This window comes from Erythrobacter sp. S227 (assembly GCF_057364925.1).
Genome location: NZ_CP200280.1, coordinates 1,750,622 through 1,772,629 on the forward strand (window position 1 = coordinate 1,750,622; position 22,008 = coordinate 1,772,629).

Here is a 22,008-nt window from a genome sequence, read left to right on the forward strand (position 1 = left end):
TTTGCAAACATCGGCATTCCGTAACGTCACTTGCATGAGCGTTGACGGCCCTGTGCTTCCCGTTAGGTTGCAAATCGAGATTGAGAGAGGAAATGGGATTATGCGATTCTCAGGGAGAACCGTAGTCGTCACTGGCGCTGCGTCAGGAATTGGCGCTGAAAGTGCGCGGCTCTTTGCCCGTGAAGGCGCAGTGGTTTTCGCCAGTGATGTTGATGAAGAAGGCGGGAAGACACTTGCCGCCGAAACGCAAGGCGATGTCCGTTTCGTTCATTGTGATGTGACCGACCCCCAATCGATCAAAGCGCTGATGGATCACGCTGCTGCTGAAACTGGCGGGATTGATGTGGTGTTCAACAATGCAGCCGCAGGCGGCGCACGCCCCTCGATTGATGAGATCGAGCCTGAGGAATGGGATATGACGATGGACCTGGTCCTTCGCTCTGTCGCCTTTGGCATCCGTTATGCGGCCCCGCACATGAAGGGGCGCAAAGGCGCCTCTATCGTCAATGTTTCGAGCGTTGCGGCGGTTGGTCCGGGATATTCGCCCACCGCATATGCCGTGGCAAAAGCCGGCGTTCTGCACCTCACCAAATGCGCAGCAGCCGACCTTGCGCGGTACAATATCCGCGTGAATGCTGTGCAACCCGGTTTCATCAACACCAACATCTTTACTGCCTCGATCGAAGTGCCCGAAGAGATGAAAACGGCTGCCAAAGGCATGATCGCGCAGATGTCTTCCAACGCGCAGCCGGTAAAGCGCGGCGGTCAGCCCAGCGATATCGCAGAGGCTGTCGCCTATTTGGCCAGCGATGCGGCAGGCTTTGTGACCGGCACCTCGCTTATCGTAGATGGCGGCATCACCATCGGACCGCGCCATTGCTGGGACGAAGAGGAAGAGACTTTGTTTGCGGGCCTTAAGAAGATGGAAGAGGAAGCCAAGGCTGCCGCGCAGGCGAGCGAAGCGGCAGCCAGCTGATGCAAAGCGCAATTCAGGGGCCCATTCCTACAAAATTCAAGCTGATCCACGGCTTCGGCGCTGTCGCCTTTGGCGTGAAAGACATAGGGTTCCAGTTCTTCCTGCTGTTCTATTACAGCCAGGTCATGGGCATGGATGCCTCTCTCGTCAGTCTGGCGCTGCTTTGCGCCCTACTGATTGACGCGGTGGTTGATCCCATCCTCGGCAATTTATCCGACCGCACTTACACCAAATGGGGCAGACGATTGCCGTGGCTTTACGCAGCGCCCGTCCCGCTCGCCTTTGCCTGGGTGGTGTTATGGTCAGCGCCGGGCGGCAGCGTGCCAACGTTTTGGGAATTGCTCGGGATTGCTGTGGTCGTCCGTGTGCTGTTGTCTTGCTGCGAAGTGCCCTCTGCCTCGCTCATCCCGGAAATCACCGCCGATTATGACGAGCGCACAACGCTCTTCCGCTTCCGCTATATCGAAGGATGGCTGGGCGGAATTTTGATGCTGACATTGTCGTATACGATCTTTCTTGCGGGCGAGAACGGACAGCTCAACCGCGAGGGCTATCAGGATTTCGCCATTTTCGGCGGCATCTTAATGGTTGTCTCGGTCATCGGATCGGCTTTGGGACAGCACAAGGTGCTTGCCCGTTTGCCCGAGGTAAAACCAGAGCCTTTCACACTAAAAGCCTGTTTCAGCGAAATCACCGAAGCGTTCAAAGAACGCGCCTTCCTCATTTTTGCGGCAGGCGCGCTCACCGCTTATGTGAATCAAGGGATCAGCTTCTCGCTCACCCCTTACGTGACCGCATATATCTGGCGGCTGGACACGGTGGTCATTCCCGGTCTGCCTGAAAGCATCACCGCGCTCAGCCTGTATCCTTTGATCCTTGCGATATCGGCCTTTGCGATGTTCTTCCTCGTGGGGCCGATGCACGCACGGTATGGCAAACCGGTGAGCGCGGCTTTGGCCGCCCTTGGGACGGCCATCTTTACGCTGCTTCCCTACATGGCGCTGTATTTCGGATTTTGGCCACCACTCGACACACTGGTGTCAGCCGCGATCCTTTATGCAATGCTGCTTGTCGGCAATACGCTTTCCATTGTGACCCTGATTTCGGCGTCATCCATGTTGGCCGAAATTGTCGAAGCCTATCTGGAGCGCACCGGTCGCCGCGCAGAGGGTGCATTTTACTCGGGTAACTGGCTTGTCCAAAAGTGCGCAACGGGTCTTGGCATTTTCATCACCGGACAGTTTTTGACCGCCATCCAATTTGCAACAGATGCAAAACCGGGCGAAGTGCCGGAAGCCGTCATCGGCAATCTTGTGCTGTTCTATGCCCTTGGGACGGCGGCTCTGCTGGCCAATTCGGCCTATTGGCTGTGGCGTTTCCCCATCACCCGCCAAGAACACGAGGCGCGTGTTCAACGGCTGAGCAAGAGTGCTGCATAAATTACACCAAAAGAGCCCTTGGCGCAGGCGCAAAGCCATGCCACGGTAAATTCAAATTTCTACAAACCGATTGAGGCAAGAGAGGTAACCCCGAAATGGATTTTGAACCCACAGAACGCCAGGTCTATTGGCGCGACCGCGTACGCAATTTCATCGAAAAGCACGTGCGCCCGAACATGGATGTCTACAAAGCGCAGGACGCCGAAGGTGACCGTTGGAAAGTCATCCAGATTATCGAAGACAAGAAGGCTATCGCCAAGGAAGAGGGTATTTGGAACCTCTTTATGCCTCCGCGCAATGACGGCCACCATCACGTCGAAGAAACGTTCGAGTTCGAAGGTCCCGGCCTCACCAACCTCGAATATGCTCTTTGTGCCGAAGAAATGGGCCGCATTGGCTGGGCTTCGGAAGTGTTCAACTGCTCTGCACCCGATACCGGTAATATGGAAGTATTCCACCGCTACGGTACGCTTGAGCAAAAGGAACAGTGGCTGCGTCCGATCATGAACGGCGAAATCCGTTCTGCCTTCCTTATGACGGAGCCCTTCACCGCTTCATCCGACGCGACTAACATCGAAACACGCATTGAGCGCGATGGCGACGAATACGTCATCAATGGCCGCAAATGGTGGTCTTCAGGCCTCGGCGATCCGCGCTGCAAAGTGTCAATCGTGATGGGTAAGACCGACCCGACCGCTGGTCGCCATGCTCAGCAATCCATGCTGCTCATGCCAAATGATGCGCCGGGTGTGAACATCATCCGTCACCTGCCGGTCTTTGGCTATGACGATGCCCCGCACGGCCACATGGAAGTGGAAATGAAGGACGTTCGCGTTCCTGTCACCAATATGCTTCTTGGCGAAGGTCGCGGGTTCGAGATCGCTCAAGGGCGCCTTGGTCCAGGCCGTATCCACCACTGCATGCGCACGATCGGCGTTGCTGAAGAGGCGCTGGAGAAGATGTGCAAGCGCCTGCAAGAGCGGGAAGCGTTTGGCAAGCCGATCTACAAGCACTCGGTTTGGGAAGAGCGCGTTGCGCGTGCCCGCATCGACATCGACATGACCCGTCTCCTGTGCCTGAAAGCCGCGGACATGATGGACAAGGTCGGCAACAAAGCGGCCAAGCAAGAGATCGCCATGATCAAGGTTCAAGCGCCGAACATGGCCCTGAAGATCATTGATGACGCGATCCAGGCCCACGGCGGCGGCGGTGTGTCAAACGACTACGGCCTCGCCAACGCTTACGCGCATCAGCGCACACTGCGCCTCGCGGATGGTCCTGATGAAGTGCACGCGCGTTCCATCGCTCGGATGGAATTTGGCAAGCACGCGCCCAATGAAGGGCCAACTGCCAACGCTCTTCGCGGCGGCGCAAAGGCTGCCAATGATGGAAGCAGCTTTAGCTCAGGCGACATGGGCGTAGCACGCTGATTGGATGAGGCGTCGCCATTCGTGGCGACGCCTCCCACTCAAGCGGTAATGAAAAACAGCAGGGACGTCTGATGGAAATCGATTTCGACAAGGAAATGGTCGGCACCGTTGAGGTGACTGACAAGGACAAGCTCGACCTTGAGGCTCTTACCGCTTGGTTTGAGGCCAATGTCGAAGGGTTCGAAGGTCCGATCAGCTACACCAAGTTCAAGGGTGGCCAATCGAACCCGACCTATAAGATCGAAACTCCCTCGACCAACTACGTCCTTCGCCGCCAACCCTTTGGCAAATTGCTGCCTTCTGCGCACGCCGTGGACCGCGAATATGCCGCGATGACGGGGCTTCACCCCACCGGCTTCCCCGTGCCCAAAACCTATGGCCTTTGCGAGGACACAGACGTCATTGGCTCCAAATTCTTCGTTATGAGCATGGCGGATGGACGCTCGCTTTGGAATGGCTCGCTTCCGGGCATGGAGCCAGAGCAGCGGCGCGAGCTTTACAACGCTCTGATCGATACAATGGCCGATCTGCACCTCAACAAGCCCGAGGAAATCGGTCTTGGCGACTATGGCAAACCAACCGACTATTGCGCGCGGCAAATTGCGCGCTGGTCAAAGCAATATAAGCTCTCTGAAACAGAGCATATGCCCAAGATGGAGCGGCTGATCGAATGGCTGCCTCAGACGATTCCACCGCAGCACGAAAGCAGCGTTGTTCACGGTGATTACCGTCTCGACAACGTGATCTTCCACAAGACCGAGCCGCGCATCATCGCTGTGCTCGATTGGGAGTTGTCGACATTGGGCGATCCAATTGCCGATTTCTCCTACCTCATGCTCAACTGGTTCCAGCCCGGTGACGGGCGTGCGGGGCTCTTGGGTCTTGATCTTGAGGCACTAGGCATCCCTTCGGTGAAAGAAGCGGTTGACCGCTATGTCGCGCGCACGGGTTATCCGGTGCCGCCGATGGAGTGGTATTTTGCGTACAACCTCTTCCGGCTTGCAGGCATTATTCAGGGCATCAAGAAGCGCGTCATTGACGGAACCGCATCCTCCGCCCACGCCAAGTCTATGAGCGACCGCGTCGCGCCGCTGGTGGACCGGGCGTATCAATTCGCCCTTGAAGCCGGAATGCCCAAATAGATCATCGCCGCTTCGTCGTCTTCAGAAGTATGAGCTAACCGATACAAGCGCGCCAATATCACTTGGCGCGTCGCGGAAGTGGCCGGGTTGATTGCGGTAATAGATGCTGGTCGAAACCGTACCTACAGGCAGACGCCCGCTCCAGCCAAGCTCGCCAATGATCTCGCGGCCAGATGGGGTCAAAGACAATGCCTGTCGCCCGAGAACAGCGCTTTCAGTGGCGTAATCGTAGTCCACCGGAAGCTCCAATTGCAGCGCGCCGCCGCTCACCCGCAAAGGCTGGCTCAAGCGAAGACCAAGGCCGTCGGACTTCGAGAACACCCCGAAGCGGGTCACGTCGAATGACCATCCTGCCGTATTGATTTGAGAACCTGCGCCGATCACTGCGCCGCCTCGTGGGCGGGTAAAGCCGGACCTGTAGCTTGCTCCTACCCGCCAATGCTCGCTCAGAACCTTTGATACTCTTCCGTCGAGAAACACGCTTTGGGCGCCTTGAAGACCCAGAAACGGGTTGAAGTGCGCACCAAGCAGCGTGTCTTCTTCGAGCAAGATCGTCGCGCCAGCGTTAAGGTCAAATCCTGCCCATTGACGATCCGCTGCGAGCGCGACTTGTGTTGTTGGCCTGCGGTCTGTTCGGCCATTTATGGCGTCGCTTGCACCCCTGAAATCGGAAAGCCACGCACGACCGCGCTGCGCCGATAGTGTTACGCCCCAATTTCCAATTTCTCGCCTTGTGGCAATGGCGATCTCGCTATCGCCTGAAAAGCCGCTGTCATGGCCAGCCTCGGGCGCGATTTGAAACGCACCACGGCTTGCGCCTTGAAGCTGTGCCACCAGACCAGAAGCGTTTTGGGATATCGCAAAACCAACCTGCATTTCCGGCGCAATGCGCGCCAACACCTGACCAACAAGAACGCGCGCACCAAAGGCCTCTTCGCTGGAGAGCTGCAGGTCTTGAGCCCAACCAATCCCAGCAGCTCTCCGCCCTTCCCCAACGGTAACAGCAACCGATAGCTGATCGCTCCCGCCGACACGCGTACGGGAGCCCTGCCCCACCGCGGCGCGAAGGCGTTGCAGTTGGGGTGCGTTGCGCGTGTTACGGCCCAGTTGTGCAGTAAAGGCGCGATCATATCGGTCGGTCACAATCGTGGTGAGTGACGCGCTGTTCAATGCATCGCCCATAGCCGCAGAGCCAATGGCGAAATTATCAGCCAGCGCGAGCACCCGGTCTGTTCCTGCGATACTTGTTGTTCCAATCGGCCTGAATGCCGCGCCAATGTCCAAAATGCCCGTGCCAAACACATTGTCCGTACCAACCGCGCCCGCATCGCGCGCGGTATCCAGCAGGATTTCCGCGATCTCCTGTCCCGTTAGATTGGGGAAGGCTTGCGCCAACAAGGCGACCGCCCCCGCTACTTGAGGTGCTGCAAAGCTGGTGCCCCCAAACAGGGTCACAAACTCCTGCCCATCGATGTTTTCGACGAACAGTTCGCCGTCGTCATAGACGCAGCAAATTCGCTCTCCGCGCGCAGCGATATAGTTTTCGGCAAACTGGCCTGCGCGGTTGCTGAAACCGGACATGTCACCGTTTTCGTTGACCGACCCCACGATGATGACATTGTCACCGCCAGCGTTAATGATGGTGCGCGAGAACTCGTCCACCTCATCAGCCGACAGTCCATCATTTCCAGCTGCCGCCACGATAACCAAGCCTGCGTTAGAAGCCCGGCGCACCGCGTCTTGCAATTCGGGTGAGGCCGCACTTCCGCCAAGGCTCAGGTTCACGACCGCCGCACCCGCCGCAACCGCCACATCAATGCCGCGCGCAATATCGCTGTCGGCAAAGACACACCCAAGGCTGGCGTCCTGCGGGGTATCAGTGCCGCAAGATCCGGGTCGATCCGCCCTGAGCGCCAAAACCTGCGCGTCAAAGGCAATGCCAAGCACACCGACATCGTTACGGGCAGCTGCTGCGATAAGTGCCACATTGGTGCCGTGGTCATCTTCGGGATCAACCCCGCGTCCGGAACCGGTTACATCTTGAGAATCCGGGTGCAAACGCCCCGCAAACTCGGGGCTGTCTGTGTCGAGGCCGGTGTCGACAATGGCGATGATCTCGCCTGTGCCCGTACTTCCACCAAGCCAGGCGACTTCTGCGCTGTGGAAGCCAGGTCCGTCTGAGCGCCTAACCTCGGCCGTATCAAAAGACGTGACTGGCGGAGGTGGGGGCGGCGGCGGAGTTGGTATGGGGGAAACCGGCGGAGGAGGCGGCAGATTGCTAATGCCTTGCCCGCCTCCGCCACCGCCGCACGCCGACAGCGCCGCGCAAGCAGCCGCAACGCCAACGGTTTTCCGGACGATCGGTGATAAGACGCGATGCTCGGTCTCAATTCCCGCGAAGGCGAATTCAGACCGCCCTTGACGCTTTGCTCGCTCACAAAAAACCGAGACCCGTTTTGAGGCACCGGCAAGCAGCCAAGAGGTAACAGACATCCGAGTTTTCCTTTGCGTTCACCCAGCCGGGCTCCTGCAAATTTTGCTATCACCGCAACCTTGCCGGGCTGCTCATCACGGGCTAGCAGCAACTGCGTATCGGACGCTTGCTGCTTTCATGCCGCCCCCTTTCTTCGCCAAACGCGCCTCTATTCTGGAGTATTTATGACTGACACCCTCATCAATGACATCGAACAAGCATGGGAAGCGCGCGATACAATAACCCCGCAAAGCGAGGTGCGCGGCGCGGTTGAGCAGGCGCTTGAGCTTCTCGACAGCGGCGAGGCAAGGGTCGCAGAGCCAACATCTGATGGCGGGTGGCAGGTCAATCAATGGCTTAAGAAAGCAGTACTTTTGTCGTTCCGCCTCAATGACAACCGCATCATGGATGGCGGCTCTGCGGGAGCGCCAGCTTACGATAAAGTCCCGAGCAAGTTCGAAGGCTGGGACGAGGCCCGCTATGCTGAGGCTGGTATCCGCGTGGTTCCAGGTGCGATTGCCCGTCATGCCTCCTTCATCGCGCCGGGCTGCGTTCTGATGCCAAGCTTTGTGAACATCGGAGCCTATGTCGGTGAAGGCACGATGGTCGACACATGGGGTTCCATCGGGTCCTGCGCTCAAATCGGTAAAAACTGCCACATATCAGCAGGTACAGGGATCGGCGGGGTGCTCGAGCCTATGCAGGCAAACCCAACAATCATCGGTGACAATTGCTTTATCGGCGCGCGTTCAGAGATCGTCGAGGGCGTCATCGTTGGCGAGGGATGCGTTGTGGCGATGGGCGTTTTCATCACGCAGTCGACCAAGATCGTTTACCGCGACACAGGCGAAATCATCAAAGGGCAAATTCCTCCCTACTCTGTCGTTGTGCCCGGAACACTGCCAGATCCAAACGGTGGTCCATCGCTTGCCTGCGCGGTGATTGTGAAGACCGTGGATGCACAGACCCGTTCCAAAACCGGCATTAACGAGCTTTTGCGGGACTAAGCCGGAACTATGGGCCGGTTCACCCATTAGTTTGTATTAGAGAACAAAACGAGGGACACATGGCCGACGATAAAGACGCAATCCACATTGAAGATGACGATGCCCGTGCAGCAAGCACTCCGGGTGTGCTTCGCTATGTTCTGGCCTTCAGCCTGCTGTTTGCCGTCATAGCGATGAGCCTCATCTGGATTATTCCAGCTCTCTACGGCTGACTTAATCGCTTACAGGGATCAGCGTCTCAATCGGGCGCTGGTCCCTTACACTCGCAGCGTAACGTTCTCCTTCACGCAAGACGCGAAGGATATTGCGGTTTGCGATAAGTTCGAGCTCGACCTGGCTGTAACCGCGCCTGACCAATTCGGCGAAAAGCTGCGGGTAGTCACTGACATCCTCAAAGCCGACAGGACCGTTAGGAATGCCGTCAAAATCTCCTCCGATTCCGATGTATTCGACGCCGATCAGGTCGCGGATATGATCAATGTGGTCGGCCATATGTCCGATTGTGGTCTCCGGCTCCGGATTTTGCGAATCCCATTCCGCCATTGCCATCTCGATCAATTCGGGCTGGCCTGGAAAAAGTGACTTTTGCCGCGCCTCGACAGCAACACGCTCGGCAAACCAAACGCGCCGCTCTTCATTGAGATAGCCGGGCACCGCATCCACCATCACAATACCGCCGTTCTCGGGCAAGCGCGTGAGCACCGTGTCAGGCACATTGCGCGAATGACCGTTGACCGCGCGCGCGCCAGAATGGCTGAAAATCACCGGAGCACGCGCCACATTGAGCGCGTCCATCATCGTCTTTTCGCTGACATGGCTGAGATCGACCAGCATGCCGAGCCGGTTCATCTCGCGCACCACATCCTTGCCAAAATCGGTGAGCCCATTGTGCTCGGGATTATCGGTCGCGCTATCGGCCCAAGGCGTGTTCTGGAAGTGGGTGAGCGTCATATAGCGCGCGCCCAGATCATACATCTGGCGAAGCACCGCGAGGCTTGAACCGATGGAGTGACCGCCCTCCATCCCGATGATGGAGGCGATCCTCCCGTTGGCCATCGCGAACTCGATCGCATCGGCTGTATCGGTGTATGCCAATTGCGCAGGATATTGGTCGATCAGACGTTTCATCACATCGATCTGTTCGAGCGTCTGGCGCACCGCCTCTGCCTCGGTCTGGTTCACCGAGACAAACACCGACCAGAATTGTGCTCCCACGCGGCCTTCTGCCAAGCGGTTCAGATCGGTGTGCATCATGCGGCCATCCGGGTGATCCTCGCCCGTGCCGGTTGTGTCGGTAAAGTCAAAGCCGCCTAACTGGTTGTCGTTCCTGATCCGCAATTGGTAGGGGACGTCATTGTGCCCATCAAAAACAGGGGCCACTTCCAGCGCAATCAACGCCTCTTCAAGTGCGGGATCAAGGGGTGGGGCAGGTTCCGGAGCCGAGGCTTCCTGACCATCCACATCGGGTGTTGGCGCTGCATCTTGCGCGGATAGAGGCGAACTCAAAACCGCAGCGATCGCGGTAAGGGGCCAGGCAATAGGTTGCATAATTAGGGGCTCTCCCGGTAAACTCGGCTCGTCATACAATGTGTAACCGATCATAAGGTAGCGCGCGCGAATTAATCCAACAATCGGGCATTAGCGCCCATCTGAACTGACAAATGCATTTCGATGCCGCGTCCAGGCATCAAGCGGGGCATGACACAATGGCAAAAACAGTTCTTCGCATCATCTTGAGCCTGTTTTACGGCTTTGCAGGATACATGCATCTGGCAAAGCCTGAGCCGTTCCTGTCGATCATGCCCGGGGCCATTCCCTTTCCGGAACAGGTCGTTTTCTGGACTGGCATTGCCGAATTGCTCGGCGCGATTGCCCTCGCCCAGCCATTTCATAAGCGGTTGAGACAGGCAGGCGGGATTGGCCTTGCGCTTTATGCGCTGTGTGTTTGGCCTGCCAATATCAATCATTTCATCATCGACATGGCACGCGAAGATGGCGGTCTGGGTTTGGCCTATCACGTGCCCCGCATGATTGCGCAGCCGGTGATCATCTGGCTTGCTCTTTGGGTGAGCGACACACCCATGCCGTGGTCTATGCGGTCCAGAACCAATTGACCAAAAAGCAAAGCCGGCGGCGCGGTACTTCTCGCATCGCGCCGCCGGCCTGGCCGTGTTTATTTTCAGATCTTAGCTAAGGTGCTTTGAAACCGCAGCCGTCATCTTGAACATAGAGATCTGGTCTTTGCCGATCACTGCGCCAAGCTTGCCGTCTGGATTGATCTGACGCTTGTCTTTGGAATCCTGAAGGCTGTTTGCCTTGATATACTCCCAAACCTTTGAGGTTACCTGAGCGCGGGTCATCGGGCCTTTGCCGATTACCGCTTCAAGATCGCCTGAAAGTGTTACGGGCTTCTGAAGTGCGTTTGTCTTGCCAGCCATGGTTAGTCTCCCTTGTATTTATGGCAGTTCAGTCAAAATCAAAATTAGTCGAAATCAAAATCATCTTCAAAATCAGCATCCGCCGCCTCAACACCTGTAAAAGGCGCATACAGCATTGCGCAGCCGGTCACGAAACCTTGTATTGCTTTCTTGACTTCCTCCACGCTAGCCCCCGGCATGATTGTCAGCGGCAAGTCTGTGGAGAAAATCTGAAAAACGTAATGGCGTGTCTCGCCAATGGGCGGATCAGGCAAGAGCCAGTCGGAGTTGCCGACCGCGTTTTTGCCAGCCCGGGGCGGCACTTCGCCCTCAAGCAATTCTCCTTTTTGGCCAGGCAGTCCCCAGACCACCCATTGGCAAGCTGGCGTGTCGCCCTCGCTTGAAGCTTCCTCGACGATGATTACCATCTCTTGCGAGCCGGGCGGAGGTGCGCTCCATTCCAGCGGCGGGGCCACAGCGTCTTCTTCGACAGCGGTAAAGCAAGGATCAAGCTCTTCCCCGCCTTCAAAAGCAGGGCTCCAAAGCTTGAACCCGCCTTTGCCAAGCGTCTTTGCATCGCCAAGGGTCGCAATCGCGAGCCCAGGGTGACGCGCCGCTTCGGGCAGGCCCATTCCAGATTGGGCGTTGGTGAGCCAGTCAGGCAAATCAGGCATGATTCTGTCTTTCCATCCCTATGGTGCTAGTCCGAACACGGGGGCAAAACGAGAGAGAGAGGCGCGATTTGCCCCGCTTTCTGAGGAAAACTCAATAAAATTTACACCGAAAATCCTCCAATCCCGAACAACAGGCATGATAGGGAGGTGCAAAGACAAACCTTGCCCGCATTCCAGATGTATGCATGAATGCTCGGCGCTAGGGGTATTGACGACACTAAAAGATGCGGGAGCACACCCTTTTATCATGAAATTCGATCTCAATGTAGCTGGTCGCACAGCTCTCACTGGAACATTGGCATTGGCACTGGCAGCATGTGGCGGCGGCGGGGGCAGTGCTCCTCCGACAGCCGGACCATCGCCAGCCCCGGTCCCTCCAACATCGAGCGCCTGTTCGGTCAGCAACCAAATCGTGTTCGCCAACGATGTGCTGAACGACTGGTATCTGTTTCCGGACCTTCTGGACAATACGGTCAACCAGGCCGATTTCACCACTGTCCAATCCTTTCTTGATGCACGCGTTGCGCCTGCTCGCGCACAATCGCGCGACGTTGGTTTTACCTTTGCGACCTCGATCGCTGATGAGAACGCCTTGATCAATTCCGGCTCAAGCGCCGGTTTCGGCGTTCGCTTGAGCTTTGATCAGGTCAACAACCGCCTGTTCATTCTCGAAGCCTTCGAAAATGCGCCCGGTTTTGCCGCCGGCATTGATCGCGGAACGGAAATCCTCGCGATCGGCACCGATGCATCGAACCTTCAAACCGTCAGCAGCCTGCTCGCCAGCGGTGGCCCGGGCGCAGTTGTCGATGCGCTTGGCCCGACAGAAGCGGGCATCACCCGCGTCCTTCGCTTTGCACAGGCCGATGGCACTGTTCTCGAACGCAGCGTTGCCAAAGCGGACTTCTCGCTTGATCCGGTGTCTGACCGTTATGGCGCGGTCATTATCCAGGATGGCGGGCGCAACGTCGGCTATCTCAATCTGCGGACCTTTATCGTGGGTTCCGCAGCCGATGAGCTGCGCGGTGCATTTCAACTGTTTGCCGCCAACAATGTTGACGAGCTGATTATGGACTTCCGCTATAATGGCGGCGGGCTTGTCAGCGTAGCGGAGACGCTGGGCGATTTGATGGGCCGTGACCAGATCGGATCACTGTTCAGCAGCACCGTGCTTCGGCCAGAGCGTTCGGACAACAATACGACGCGTCTGTTCCAGAACGAACTCAACGCGCTTCAGCCAGAGGGCCTCGTCCTTATCGGCACCGGCAGCACCGCCTCGGCAAGTGAACTGGTGACCAACGCCATGCTTCCTTATGTTGCCTCCAATCGCATTGCTCTGGTGGGTTCGGACACTTCGGGTAAGCCTGTGGGCCAGTTTGCCTTCGACCTCGACGAATGTGACCTGCGGGTTCGCGCTGTCACTTTCCAGACATTGAACGCCAATAACGAAGGCGAATATTTCACCGGCCTTGCCAGCGTCATGCCCAACACCTGCCGCGCCAATGATGACTTTACCCGGCCCCTTGGCGATCCGAACGAGGCGTCAATCGCAACCGCGCTCGACTTTCTTGCAGGACGCAGCTGTACAGCGATCAGCGGCGACAAAGGCCAGATCGCACAGCGCGCTCCAGCGATGGAAATGATGAAGCCGGAAGCGCCGACCGCTGCGCAGTACCAGGTGCCCGGACTTTTCTAGGCGGCTTTCTTAAGGGCATCCGGTAACGGGGCCATTTGCTGCGATTATCAGGGAATAGTCTCGCCATCGGTAAATGGCTGCGCATCGGTGTGTGCACAACCAAACAATGTCACCTCGTCCAATTGCAATGTCGCGGTGTAGGGATAGGTCCGATCGCTCATCCCATCGCTGCAATCACCCGGTGTCAGCGCGAGGGTCACCGGTGCCCCTGCCCAATCGCCAGAGAAACCAAGACCGTTATTGCCCGCAAAACGCGTGAGAGAAAAAGTCTCCCCGTCGATTAGCTCAGGCGTTGAATATTTGGCTTGATAGCCGTCGCCGTAAGGGATGATGGTAAGTGCCCAGAACGGCTCTGTTCCGCCTACGTCGATGACTTCGGCTTCACCGATGCCATCGAAGGGCTGACTATCGCGGGAGATTTCGCCGGGGGTTTCGCTGCATCCGGCAAGCAAGGCTGGCGCAAGAGCCAAAAGGCAAAGGCGATAAGGGTGTTCGAGCCGTTTCATGCCCGCCCCCTTAACATTGTCTGCGGGCAGTAGGAAACCGCCCGCAGAGCAACGAATGATTTAGCCGGGCATCAAAACCGTGTCGATCACGTGGATCAGGCCGTTTGATGCTTCGACATCGGTCGCAGTGACGGTTGCGGTCGCACCGGTTGCATCGGTGAGGACAACTGCGCCATCAACCACGGTCGCGGTGAATGTGCCGCCACCAACGGTGGTCACTGTGTAGCCTGCATCACCTGCTTCGGTGATCGCGGCGGTCAGCGTCTCTGCATTAATCGCGCCGGGAACGACGTGATATGTGAGGATGCTGGTCAGCGTCTCGGTGTCGGTGGTGGTGAGCGTTTCAACCGTGCCTTCTGGCAGCTTGCCAAATGCATCATTGGTCGGCGCGAAGACTGTGAACGGGCCTTCGCCGCTCAAGGTTTCACCCAATTCAGCTGCGGTCACCGCTGCGACGAGGGTCGAGAAGCTCTCATCGCCTGCTGCAACTTCGGGGATCGTGCCAGCGGCGGGTGCTTCTTCAGCCATCATGCTGTCATCAGCCATCGCGTCGTCGCCGCCTGCTTCTGCACCGCATGCGGTGAGAGCCAGAGCGCTTACCGCTGCAAAGCCGGTGGTGAGAGTTTTCTTCAGCATATTCATTTCGGGGGATTTTCCTTCAATTGTTCGGCCCCCTGGGGACCGACTGGGAACTTCGAGAAGCCGCAGGGGTTCTGACGACTTCACTATGTAGTACGCACGAGACTTGGTGATGGATCCATTTACCTTTGCAGGACTTTCGCATGACCTTCATCCCTACCCGCCAAGCGGGCCTTGACCGGCTGCAAGAATTCACGCCTCATGCGGGCACTGCCTATGCGCGCTCGCGCAATTTTGATGATGGCACGCCCGGGAACGCGATGCGCGGCAATGTCTCGCAATTGTCGCCCTGGTTGCATGCCGGATTGCTGAGCGAAAGCGAAGTGATTGCGGCGGCCCTGGCTGAACATGGTCCCGAAAAGGCAGAAAGTTTTGTCTCCGAAGTATTCTGGCGGGTCTATTTCAAGGGGTACCTCGAACAGCGTCCCACCGTTTGGGCAAGCTTTGTCGAAGGGCGCAATGCGGCGCTCGCACGCGTGGACGGCAATGCCGGGCTCGCCAAAGCTTACGCCGAGGCGACGCAGGGGCGCACCGGCATCGAAGCGTTTGATCATTGGGCACGCGAACTTGTTCAAACAGGCTACCTTCACAACCATGCCCGCATGTGGTTTGCGAGCATCTGGATTTTCACACTCAAGCTCGACTGGCAGCTTGGGGCCGATTTCTTTTTGCGCCACCTCGTTGATGGCGATGCGGCCTCGAACACGCTGTCGTGGCGCTGGGTCGCGGGGCTTCATACCAAGGGCAAGACCTATCTGGCGCGCGCCGACAATATTGAGCGCTACACCCAAAGACATCCGCAAGGCCCGCTCGCCGCACAAGGCCTCGCCGAGGAGGCAGAGCCGCTTGAAGAGGCGCAAGAACACTATCGCGCCATGCCGGATCTGCCCATCTCGGAGCTGGGCGATGAACCCTTTGCGCTTCTCCTTCACGATGAAGGGGCAAGCCACGTCCCGCTTGACCTCAGCCATTCGCCGGCACTTGTCATTGCCGCTGCGCGTCCCGGCGACCGATCACCCGAGGCGGTGGGCGAACATGCCGCAACATTTGCTCTCCAGTCTGTCACCAATGGCGCAAAAGCAGCCGCCGAAGCGTTTGGCTGCGACATTGCCGAGTGGGGCACAGATCAGAGCCTTTCCGATATCCTTGCCAAGGCAGGGATCGAAAATGTGGTCACGCCCTATCTGCCCGCAGGCTGGACCCGCGATGCCTTGTCGGGCGAGCTGTCCGTGCTCGAAAGTCACGGCGAGCTCGCCCAGTTGGTCAGCGAACTCGACAGGGCAACCTGGCCCCACGCAAGGGCCGGTTTCTTCCGCGTCAAAAAAGCCATTCCCGACATTCTGGGAGAGCTAGGCATCACGGGCGGTTAGGCCCCAAGCCACGGGTTGATCACATTACCTTGTCGGGGCGAGGTTCGTGCTTGCGGCTCTCTTCCTTGCCGAACAAGCGCTCTAACCGCTGGGCCAGAGTGTTGGCAGCCTTGCGCGCCGCATCATCGACCTTGTCCGCTTTACCGGTGACGCCAATCGGGCGGCCACCGCGCGGACGCGCTTCGATCGTGCAGTGCTTGTCATCTGCGCCATGTTTGGAGCCGTTGACGTCGCTCACATGCACCTCAACGCGGGTAAGGCGTTCCTCGAAGCGGGAGAGCTTCTCTCGCACCATCTCTTCAATTCGCTCTGCCACATTGGCGGTGCCCATGACGGAACTGTCGGAATTGAATTGAAATTGCATATTTGCATCTCCTCTTTTGATAGCACCTTTTGTGCACTTCAAATGTGGTGATTAAGGGGCGGGATTTGAAGTCTTGTAAGCTAGACAATCCTACTTATGCGATAGGCTGATTGGCGTAAGCTTTGGACCGGGCCATCCGATGGTTTGTGAGGGGCGATCATACCCCGCTATGAGACACTGGTGTCTCATAGCCTACATCCGTAGTCGCCATAAAATGCTGAAATTGCTAAATTTCCCTTGTTAACCCTATGAGACACATTGGCGTGAGAGCCGGAAACTTGGCCTTTTCACCCATGCTGTTTCATCAATCCAGGGGCCATTCATCACTCCACCGCTCCAGACCGAGCTCGATCCGCCGCAAAAGGCTCTCGAATTCGCTGCGGGTGCCATCAGGCTGGTAGGCCGATGCGGGATGGGATTGCGGAATGTAACTCGGCCGCGCCTGCTCGCGCAAAGCCAGCAGCGCAATCGTCAGCCGCTCATCATATTTGCGCGATGTATGGATCAGCTCGCCTTGATAAAAATGCGGAACCTCGACCCCGTTCAATGCCCGGTCCAAAGCCGCATCGGCAAGCGCATCCATCCCGCATGAAATCGCCGCCTCCCACGCCAGATCAAACGCCTCGCCCTTAAGGTCGGCGCGCAAGCGATAAGCCGAGGACCGCCCAACCCCCACCATCCGCGCCGCCTCGGCGACACAATGCGTGCTCGCCAAGGCACGCAGAAACGCGCATTGCATATCGGTGGTCCAGCGCCTGCGCTCGGGTTCGACAATCGCCTGCGCCGGGTTTCGGGCAAGGTCGGTGGATTTTGAAGGTTTGTCTGCCATCGGGCAGGATAAGACAGATTTTGGCGAAGTAGGAAAGTTTGGGCGCTTCACAAACGGGCGGCCAGTGCCCCGGTCCTGCGCCTCAGCCCGCTGCCCCGCTTCCACCCTTCAGCCCAAATGCTGCGTGATCAATAACATCCAGTCGCTCAAGCTGCCCGGCTGCCATATCGACCATGATCGAAGGCTGCCCCCCGGCCTGTCTGGCGAATTTGTGGACCGAGGCATCGATTGCCTCTGACACGGGCGATGGCACGCGCACGGTTGCCAGAATGTTGTTGATCTCGGTGCTGCTGAGCCCCGCGACCTCGTTCAAGGTCGAACGCATTTCGATCAGCGGGTTTATGAGATCGCGCGAACATTCATCCGGATCGATGCGGTGATGGTCAAAACCCTTGCCGAACGCCGCGTTGATGTCCCTAAGCGCGCGGGCAAGCTCGCCGGTGAAATGCTGCTTGGCGTTTTGCACATGGTACAAATCGCGCAGATGCAATTCGGTCCAGCTTTTGTCATTCGCCTTTGCCGCCGCGCGCGCATGGTCGATGATATCGGTTTCGGCGGTCGATAGCCGCTCGATCTCGGTAGCTGCCTGCATGAAGCCTGAAACGGGCGCGGGAAGATCTCCGGGAAGCGCGAGTTTGCGGGTGGGCACGGCTGGTACGTGCTTTTTATAATCGCTGATCGCAGGATCGATCCCGCCGATCATCGTCGCAAGGCCAGCGCCGATGAGCACACTGCCACCCGCCGCAAGGATCGCGCCGATGGTCGAGGTGGAGACATTGGCCGCGGTGCCAGCCGCCGTCGCCGGCAAATTGGCCGCCACCGCAACCGCCCCGACAATTCCGGCGGCGATGACAGTGACGCCGGATGTGACCATGGAATGGCCGACACCGATCTTCTTCCAGTCGATCGCAATCGCGCCTTCTTTCGGAAAGGCAAAATCGGGAAGCTCGGGCTGGTCCGCACCGGCCAAGGCAGGACGCGCGTTCCCCGCAGCGTTGCACGAAAGCCAAGGGTTAGCGGGCCCGGGCAAGGTCTCTAAGGGATCACCGCCAAGCGGTCCTCTCCAGGGCATGTTCACTCCTCAAGCGCGGGGGCATTGGTTCACTCGAGCGTAAAAGGGGCGCTCAAAGATCAGGCAAAAATCAAGCAAAAGCATTAAAACACAAAAGCTTGTGTGTTCCTGCTCGCAATGCATATTTTTTAGTGAACACAGCCCAACTGTACTGTGCAGTTGGTCACATCCATTTGTATCGCTTTGTAAAGAAAGCTCTACTCTTCTGCCGCCTCATCCTCTTCGCTTTTTAGCTTGCCTTCATCATTGAGTTCTCGAAAGACGCGGGCATGGCGGGCGAGCGTTGTCTGCGACCGCAAGTCGGCAAGCTCGGCTGTGGCCTCGGCAAGATCGGTCTTCGCCTCTGCCAGCTGTTCTTGGGCTTCTTGCAGTTTCTGCTGCCGGTTGCGCATTGACGTGCGCCGCTCGGCCAGCTTGCGCGCCCTGCTCTTGCTGTTCGGCTTTTCGTCAGCCTTTGCCTGCGCCTCTTCAAACTTTGCCACATCGCGTTCGTAGCGCTTTGTCCGGCTCGCAACGCGCTTTTCGAGGCTTTCCACCTGAGCCGTCAGACCATCGACGCGGCGTTCATCAAGGTCACCGGGCTCAGAGCAATAATGCATGATCGGTGCGACTTTTTGGTCTGCAGTGAAAACTTCCAGCTTGTGAAGCCGCCATTCGCCCTTCTCCCGCTCGAATTGCCCGTTGTAGACGCCCACATCCTCGCCTGCCGCATTGCGGACCAGCCATTGCCCTTGGGCTGTCTGGTGGGTGCCAGCGCGAAAGAAACGCACGGTTTCCATGTCGAGCGTGTTGCCCGCTGCCGCCAACGGATCGGCCAGCGCATTGAGCTCTTCGGCGCCAAAATCGGTCTCGCCATGCGTCCATTTGGTCTTGCCGTTAAGCTTGAAATGCGCGCTGATCCGCCCGCCTGATTGTGCAGCGTTGAAATACCCTTGCATGATCCCCGGCGCAGGCAGGCGCGCCTCGTCGATTTCTTTCTCAGGCATGGGCCCGCAAGTACCCGGCCCCTGCATCCCTGCGATAACATTGGCGTAAAGCGACGGGTCGAGATGCGGCATATATTGCGCATTGGTCGAAGTTGCGCTCAGCCCCAGTAAAGGCAGGCTGATTATAGATAGGCGTAAGGCTTTGACGCAGTTCATAGAATTGGGCCCCTCCCAAGGCCTGCCGAAACCTATCGCGCCCCGCCGGAATTGCAAATGGGCAAAATGGGCCCATAAGGATTGAAGAGATATGACCGCCCATCACCTTCGCACCCTACCTACCGCATTCTGGCTCGCGCTCGCCGCGCCCTTTGCGCTTGGCGCATGTGTCGGCTCGCCCGGCCCGGTTGGCAATGTGGCCGTGCCAGAGCCTGCAAAGCCGGTGGAGCTTAACGCCTACCTTGGCAAATGGTACGAATACGCCCGTTATGAGGCCCCTTTCCAAGAGGGCTGCGAAGGGGTGACGGCGGACTATTCGCTTAAAGAGACAGATGGGCGCGACACCTCGTCTGCCTCCAACATCCGCGTGGTCAATTCGTGTTACAAAGGCGGGCTCGATGGAGAGTTTGAACAATCCACCGGCCGCGCTAAAATCGTCGAGGGATCGGACGGTGCAAAGCTTAAGGTGAGCTTCTTCGGCCCCTTCTTTGGCGATTATTGGGTGCTCGACCGCAGCGAGCCGGGCGCGGATGGCCAATATGAATGGTCCATCGTTGGTGAGCCGAGCGGGCGATACCTCTGGATGCTCACCCGCGAGGCTGTGCCCAGCGAAGAACGCCGAGCCATGCTAGAGACCCGCGTGCGCGAGCTTGGCTATGACTGGGATCTGGTGCGCATGACCAAACAGCCTGTTCCATGAGTTCAATCACCGTACTGATTGACGCCGACGCTTGCCCTGTAAAGGACGAGGTTTACCGCGTCGCCGCCCGGTTTAAATCAGAGGTGCGCGTCGTCAGCAACTCCCCCTTTCGCATCCCTGACAGCCCGCGAGTAAAGCGCGTTGTGGTGGACGACAGCTTCGATGCCGCTGATGACTGGATCGCGGAGAATGCGGATGCGCGCAGCGTGGTCATCACCGGCGACATTCCGCTTGCCGACCGCTGCCTGAAAGCAGGCGCGCGCGTCCTCAAACACAATGGCGATGAATTCACCCCCGCCAGCATCGGCAGCGCTCTTGCCACCCGCGCAATCATGGAAGATTTGCGCGCAGGAATGGACGGAATTGGAGGGGGCCCTCCCCCGTTTAGCAAGGCGGACAGGTCAAAGTTTCTGCAAAGCCTCGACCGGGTGATGATGGCCCTATCTCGGGGTTAAGAGGTCTCGGGGTGAGCGCGCATGACCCACCCTATTCGCCTGTATCCACCACTGCTTCAGCCGGGGACGAACACTCACCCAGCGCCTCGAAGTACTGGCGAAACGCCTGCCCATCCCCGCCAAGAACCTTGCGCAGCCGCGCCTCGGCCTCCTGCCCCGCGCTTTGCATGATGGCGCGGTCCATATCATCGAGCCGGAACAGATCGGCCGAAGCGATCGCTTCCTGCAATTGCAAGGGCCGCGTAAAGGCATCGAGAGCAGGCTTTGGAAACGCGCCGTCATCTATCGCATCAGCGTGCAGCCTCCACCGGCCCACACAAACGCTCGCTTCCTCAGCCGTGTAGACATTGGATGCCTTCGCCTCGCCCGCATAAAGATAGGTGACCGCCATATCCCAATCCACGGCGCGCACCGGCGCCTCTTTCGGATTGTGCGCGATACACTCGATCTCGATCTTGGCACCAGCGACTAGGGTCTTCACCGCCATGGTAGAGCGCACCGGATAGCGGCCCTGTTTGAAATAGGTCTGATAGACCGAATTGAACGCCGCAAAGTCCTCAATATCAGCGAGCCAAACGGTGCATTTGAACAGAGCATCGTGGGTGAGGCCATATTCGCCCAAAGTCTCCCCAATCCGATCCATAGCCCGCCGCGTCTCGGCCTCGATGCCGGTGTCCTCGGTCTCGGTAATCCGCCGCGGAAGGCCAAGTTGCCCCGCGAGATAGAGCGTATCGCCCACCTGCACTGCGCGGGAGAAGGGCGTTTCGGGATTGGCGTGGGAAAGAAACTCCGACTCAGCAGGCGCATCTTGCGCAAGCGCTGGCGCGGCGGCGAGCGCTAGGGTGAGGGTTGCGGTTAGGGTGGTGGTTGGGTGGGGCATGAGAAGGCCATACACTAGAGAAACGTCATCCTGAACCCCGCCCCGTCATCCTGAACTCGTTTCAGGATAACCCCATCGGTCACACGCCAAGCTTCGAGGGTTATCCCGAAGCAAGTTCGGGATGACGAATTGGGTGGAGGGCGCTATCCTCGTCCCATGGCGAAACACCCCTGCGTCTACATCCTGGCCAGCGGAAAACGTGGCTATATCTACATCGGAGTTACTTCCGAGATGGCCGCGCGGTACCACCAACACCAAGAAGGCACCTTCGAAGGCTTCGCCAAGCGCCGCAATTGCAAACGGCTGGTGCATGTCGAGATGTTTGCAACGATGGACGATGCCATCACCCGCGAGAAACAACTCAAGAACTGGCACCGCGATTGGAAGATCAGTTTGGTTGAGGGGGATAACCCGGAATGGCGCGATTTGGGGCTGGAGATGGGATTGCGGTGAGGGACCTTAATCACCCGCAATCGTCCGCCCCATTCGTCATCCTGAACCCACCACCGTCATCCTGAACTTGTTTCAGGATAACCCCATCAACCACGCGCAAAACTTAGAGGGTTATCCCGGATCAAGTCCGGGATGACGAAAAGAGGAAACGTCCCCCATAGTCGTCACCCCCATTTGTCATCCTGAATTCATTTCAGGATAACCATCAAGGACAACACCACCACCGTCATTCCGAACTCGTTTCGGAATAACCCTCGATGTGAGCACAAACCCGCTGTTATCCTGAAACAAGTTCAGGATGACGGAAAATAGGACTGCCCTCCTAAACACGTCATCCCGGACCTGAT

Annotated in this window: 23 protein-coding genes; 12 read left to right on the forward strand and 11 right to left on the reverse strand. The window is 57.9% G+C overall.

Features of this window, described 5'->3' with window-relative positions:
- Positions 1 to 100: 100 nt before the first annotated feature.
- The 4 genes from AC0V6Q_RS08205 (at position 101) to AC0V6Q_RS08220 (ending at position 4,987) form a co-directional block, all read left to right on the forward strand.
- Positions 101 to 976, forward strand: a complete 876-nt coding sequence (locus AC0V6Q_RS08205) for an SDR family NAD(P)-dependent oxidoreductase (protein ID WP_486167905.1) — start codon at positions 101 to 103, stop codon at positions 974 to 976.
- Entirely contained in the window at positions 976 to 2,415 is a 1,440-nt protein-coding gene (locus tag AC0V6Q_RS08210) for an MFS transporter (RefSeq protein ID WP_486167906.1), read from the forward strand. The genes AC0V6Q_RS08205 and AC0V6Q_RS08210 overlap by 1 nt, the downstream gene beginning before the upstream one ends.
- Before the next feature lie 95 nt (positions 2,416 to 2,510).
- The gene (locus AC0V6Q_RS08215) at positions 2,511 to 3,845 is read left to right on the forward strand and encodes an acyl-CoA dehydrogenase family protein (RefSeq protein ID WP_034958554.1); all 1,335 of its coding nucleotides are present in this window, start codon (positions 2,511 to 2,513) and stop codon (positions 3,843 to 3,845) included.
- A gap of 71 nt (positions 3,846 to 3,916) precedes the next feature.
- On the forward strand, positions 3,917 to 4,987 hold the full coding sequence (locus tag AC0V6Q_RS08220; RefSeq protein ID WP_486167907.1) for a phosphotransferase family protein: 1,071 nt from the start codon (positions 3,917 to 3,919) through the stop codon (positions 4,985 to 4,987).
- A 21-nt stretch (positions 4,988 to 5,008) separates the two neighbouring features.
- On the opposite strand, the gene AC0V6Q_RS08225 is transcribed toward AC0V6Q_RS08220, so the two are convergent.
- The gene (locus AC0V6Q_RS08225; RefSeq protein ID WP_486167908.1) at positions 5,009 to 7,480 is read right to left on the reverse strand and encodes a S8 family peptidase; all 2,472 of its coding nucleotides are present in this window, start codon (positions 7,478 to 7,480) and stop codon (positions 5,009 to 5,011) included.
- Between the two features lie 165 nt (positions 7,481 to 7,645).
- Here AC0V6Q_RS08225 and dapD point away from each other — a divergent pair, with 165 nt between their 5' ends.
- On the forward strand, positions 7,646 to 8,467 hold the full coding sequence (dapD, locus tag AC0V6Q_RS08230; protein ID WP_486167909.1) for a 2,3,4,5-tetrahydropyridine-2,6-dicarboxylate N-succinyltransferase: 822 nt from the start codon (positions 7,646 to 7,648) through the stop codon (positions 8,465 to 8,467).
- 59 nt (positions 8,468 to 8,526) lie between these two features.
- Positions 8,527 to 8,679 (forward strand): hypothetical protein, encoded by a 153-nt coding sequence (locus AC0V6Q_RS08235; protein ID WP_486167910.1) that lies wholly within the window; start codon positions 8,527 to 8,529, stop codon positions 8,677 to 8,679.
- A gap of 1 nt (position 8,680) precedes the next feature.
- Here the strand turns inward: AC0V6Q_RS08235 and AC0V6Q_RS08240 are convergent, their stop codons facing one another.
- Positions 8,681 to 10,015, reverse strand: a complete 1,335-nt coding sequence (locus AC0V6Q_RS08240; RefSeq protein ID WP_486167911.1) for a dipeptidase — start codon at positions 10,013 to 10,015, stop codon at positions 8,681 to 8,683.
- Positions 10,016 to 10,173: 158 nt separating this feature from the next.
- Between AC0V6Q_RS08240 and AC0V6Q_RS08245 the strand changes: the two genes are divergently transcribed.
- Positions 10,174 to 10,581 (forward strand): DoxX family protein, encoded by a 408-nt coding sequence (locus tag AC0V6Q_RS08245; RefSeq protein WP_486167912.1) that lies wholly within the window; start codon positions 10,174 to 10,176, stop codon positions 10,579 to 10,581.
- A 72-nt stretch (positions 10,582 to 10,653) separates the two neighbouring features.
- Here the strand turns inward: AC0V6Q_RS08245 and AC0V6Q_RS08250 are convergent, their stop codons facing one another.
- Both AC0V6Q_RS08250 and AC0V6Q_RS08255 read right to left on the reverse strand, forming a co-directional pair.
- Complete coding sequence (locus AC0V6Q_RS08250; protein ID WP_298308976.1) at positions 10,654 to 10,905, reverse strand: SWIB/MDM2 domain-containing protein; 252 nt, start codon at positions 10,903 to 10,905, stop codon at positions 10,654 to 10,656.
- 44 nt (positions 10,906 to 10,949) lie between these two features.
- Positions 10,950 to 11,558, reverse strand: coding sequence for a YbhB/YbcL family Raf kinase inhibitor-like protein (locus AC0V6Q_RS08255; RefSeq protein ID WP_486167913.1), 609 nt, complete (start codon positions 11,556 to 11,558; stop codon positions 10,950 to 10,952).
- 247 nt (positions 11,559 to 11,805) lie between these two features.
- Here AC0V6Q_RS08255 and AC0V6Q_RS08260 point away from each other — a divergent pair, with 247 nt between their 5' ends.
- Positions 11,806 to 13,251 carry a S41 family peptidase gene (locus tag AC0V6Q_RS08260; RefSeq protein WP_486167914.1) on the forward strand — a complete coding sequence of 482 codons (1,446 nt, stop codon included), beginning with the start codon at positions 11,806 to 11,808 and terminating at the stop codon, positions 13,249 to 13,251.
- 47 nt (positions 13,252 to 13,298) lie between these two features.
- Here AC0V6Q_RS08260 and AC0V6Q_RS08265 read toward each other — a convergent pair whose 3' ends face one another.
- Positions 13,299 to 13,757, reverse strand: coding sequence for a COG3650 family protein (locus AC0V6Q_RS08265; protein ID WP_486167915.1), 459 nt, complete (start codon positions 13,755 to 13,757; stop codon positions 13,299 to 13,301).
- A gap of 60 nt (positions 13,758 to 13,817) precedes the next feature.
- Positions 13,818 to 14,399: a fasciclin domain-containing protein gene (locus AC0V6Q_RS08270; RefSeq protein ID WP_486167916.1), complete on the reverse strand. Its 582-nt coding sequence runs from the start codon at positions 14,397 to 14,399 to the stop codon at positions 13,818 to 13,820.
- Between the two features lie 140 nt (positions 14,400 to 14,539).
- Between AC0V6Q_RS08270 and AC0V6Q_RS08275 the strand changes: the two genes are divergently transcribed.
- On the forward strand, positions 14,540 to 15,766 hold the full coding sequence (locus AC0V6Q_RS08275) for an FAD-binding domain-containing protein (protein WP_486167917.1): 1,227 nt from the start codon (positions 14,540 to 14,542) through the stop codon (positions 15,764 to 15,766).
- Between the two features lie 19 nt (positions 15,767 to 15,785).
- Here AC0V6Q_RS08275 and AC0V6Q_RS08280 read toward each other — a convergent pair whose 3' ends face one another.
- From AC0V6Q_RS08280 to AC0V6Q_RS08295, 4 genes are all read right to left on the reverse strand, one after another.
- A complete protein-coding gene (locus tag AC0V6Q_RS08280; RefSeq protein WP_486167918.1) occupies positions 15,786 to 16,130 on the reverse strand; it encodes an HPF/RaiA family ribosome-associated protein in 345 nt (114 codons plus the stop codon).
- A 304-nt stretch (positions 16,131 to 16,434) separates the two neighbouring features.
- A complete protein-coding gene (locus AC0V6Q_RS08285; RefSeq protein ID WP_486167919.1) occupies positions 16,435 to 16,959 on the reverse strand; it encodes a hypothetical protein in 525 nt (174 codons plus the stop codon).
- A gap of 82 nt (positions 16,960 to 17,041) precedes the next feature.
- Positions 17,042 to 18,031: a hypothetical protein gene (locus tag AC0V6Q_RS08290; RefSeq protein WP_486167920.1), complete on the reverse strand. Its 990-nt coding sequence runs from the start codon at positions 18,029 to 18,031 to the stop codon at positions 17,042 to 17,044.
- A gap of 197 nt (positions 18,032 to 18,228) precedes the next feature.
- Complete coding sequence (locus AC0V6Q_RS08295; protein ID WP_486167921.1) at positions 18,229 to 19,173, reverse strand: hypothetical protein; 945 nt, start codon at positions 19,171 to 19,173, stop codon at positions 18,229 to 18,231.
- Between the two features lie 91 nt (positions 19,174 to 19,264).
- Here AC0V6Q_RS08295 and AC0V6Q_RS08300 point away from each other — a divergent pair, with 91 nt between their 5' ends.
- Entirely contained in the window at positions 19,265 to 19,873 is a 609-nt protein-coding gene (locus AC0V6Q_RS08300) for a lipocalin family protein (RefSeq protein WP_486167922.1), read from the forward strand.
- On the forward strand, positions 19,870 to 20,328 hold the full coding sequence (locus tag AC0V6Q_RS08305) for a YaiI/YqxD family protein (protein WP_486167923.1): 459 nt from the start codon (positions 19,870 to 19,872) through the stop codon (positions 20,326 to 20,328). Before AC0V6Q_RS08300 ends, AC0V6Q_RS08305 begins: the two co-directional genes overlap by 4 nt.
- A gap of 31 nt (positions 20,329 to 20,359) precedes the next feature.
- On the opposite strand, the gene AC0V6Q_RS08310 is transcribed toward AC0V6Q_RS08305, so the two are convergent.
- Positions 20,360 to 21,208 carry a RidA family protein gene (locus AC0V6Q_RS08310; RefSeq protein ID WP_486167924.1) on the reverse strand — a complete coding sequence of 283 codons (849 nt, stop codon included), beginning with the start codon at positions 21,206 to 21,208 and terminating at the stop codon, positions 20,360 to 20,362.
- A 156-nt stretch (positions 21,209 to 21,364) separates the two neighbouring features.
- Between AC0V6Q_RS08310 and AC0V6Q_RS08315 the strand changes: the two genes are divergently transcribed.
- Positions 21,365 to 21,661: a GIY-YIG nuclease family protein gene (locus AC0V6Q_RS08315; protein ID WP_486167925.1), complete on the forward strand. Its 297-nt coding sequence runs from the start codon at positions 21,365 to 21,367 to the stop codon at positions 21,659 to 21,661.
- The last annotated feature ends 347 nt before the right edge of the window (positions 21,662 to 22,008 follow it).

Bases quoted from the DNA above. Each gene is read 5' to 3' on its own strand.
- AC0V6Q_RS08205 (WP_486167905.1), top strand. From the start codon at position 101: ATGCGATTCTCAGGGAGAACCGTAGTCGTCACTGGCGCTGCGTCAGGA.
- AC0V6Q_RS08210 (WP_486167906.1), top strand. From the start codon at position 976: ATGCAAAGCGCAATTCAGGGGCCCATTCCTACAAAATTCAAGCTGATC.
- AC0V6Q_RS08215 (WP_034958554.1), top strand. From the start codon at position 2,511: ATGGATTTTGAACCCACAGAACGCCAGGTCTATTGGCGCGACCGCGTA.
- AC0V6Q_RS08220 (WP_486167907.1), top strand. From the start codon at position 3,917: ATGGAAATCGATTTCGACAAGGAAATGGTCGGCACCGTTGAGGTGACT.
- AC0V6Q_RS08225 (WP_486167908.1), bottom strand. From the start codon at position 7,480: ATGTCTGTTACCTCTTGGCTGCTTGCCGGTGCCTCAAAACGGGTCTCG.
- dapD (WP_486167909.1), top strand. From the start codon at position 7,646: ATGACTGACACCCTCATCAATGACATCGAACAAGCATGGGAAGCGCGC.
- AC0V6Q_RS08235 (WP_486167910.1), top strand. From the start codon at position 8,527: ATGGCCGACGATAAAGACGCAATCCACATTGAAGATGACGATGCCCGT.
- AC0V6Q_RS08240 (WP_486167911.1), bottom strand. From the start codon at position 10,015: ATGCAACCTATTGCCTGGCCCCTTACCGCGATCGCTGCGGTTTTGAGT.
- AC0V6Q_RS08245 (WP_486167912.1), top strand. From the start codon at position 10,174: ATGGCAAAAACAGTTCTTCGCATCATCTTGAGCCTGTTTTACGGCTTT.
- AC0V6Q_RS08250 (WP_298308976.1), bottom strand. From the start codon at position 10,905: ATGGCTGGCAAGACAAACGCACTTCAGAAGCCCGTAACACTTTCAGGC.
- AC0V6Q_RS08255 (WP_486167913.1), bottom strand. From the start codon at position 11,558: ATGCCTGATTTGCCTGACTGGCTCACCAACGCCCAATCTGGAATGGGC.
- AC0V6Q_RS08260 (WP_486167914.1), top strand. From the start codon at position 11,806: ATGAAATTCGATCTCAATGTAGCTGGTCGCACAGCTCTCACTGGAACA.
- AC0V6Q_RS08265 (WP_486167915.1), bottom strand. From the start codon at position 13,757: ATGAAACGGCTCGAACACCCTTATCGCCTTTGCCTTTTGGCTCTTGCG.
- AC0V6Q_RS08270 (WP_486167916.1), bottom strand. From the start codon at position 14,399: ATGAATATGCTGAAGAAAACTCTCACCACCGGCTTTGCAGCGGTAAGC.
- AC0V6Q_RS08275 (WP_486167917.1), top strand. From the start codon at position 14,540: ATGACCTTCATCCCTACCCGCCAAGCGGGCCTTGACCGGCTGCAAGAA.
- AC0V6Q_RS08280 (WP_486167918.1), bottom strand. From the start codon at position 16,130: ATGCAATTTCAATTCAATTCCGACAGTTCCGTCATGGGCACCGCCAAT.
- AC0V6Q_RS08285 (WP_486167919.1), bottom strand. From the start codon at position 16,959: ATGGCAGACAAACCTTCAAAATCCACCGACCTTGCCCGAAACCCGGCG.
- AC0V6Q_RS08290 (WP_486167920.1), bottom strand. From the start codon at position 18,031: ATGCCCTGGAGAGGACCGCTTGGCGGTGATCCCTTAGAGACCTTGCCC.
- AC0V6Q_RS08295 (WP_486167921.1), bottom strand. From the start codon at position 19,173: ATGAACTGCGTCAAAGCCTTACGCCTATCTATAATCAGCCTGCCTTTA.
- AC0V6Q_RS08300 (WP_486167922.1), top strand. From the start codon at position 19,265: ATGACCGCCCATCACCTTCGCACCCTACCTACCGCATTCTGGCTCGCG.
- AC0V6Q_RS08305 (WP_486167923.1), top strand. From the start codon at position 19,870: ATGAGTTCAATCACCGTACTGATTGACGCCGACGCTTGCCCTGTAAAG.
- AC0V6Q_RS08310 (WP_486167924.1), bottom strand. From the start codon at position 21,208: ATGCCCCACCCAACCACCACCCTAACCGCAACCCTCACCCTAGCGCTC.
- AC0V6Q_RS08315 (WP_486167925.1), top strand. From the start codon at position 21,365: ATGGCGAAACACCCCTGCGTCTACATCCTGGCCAGCGGAAAACGTGGC.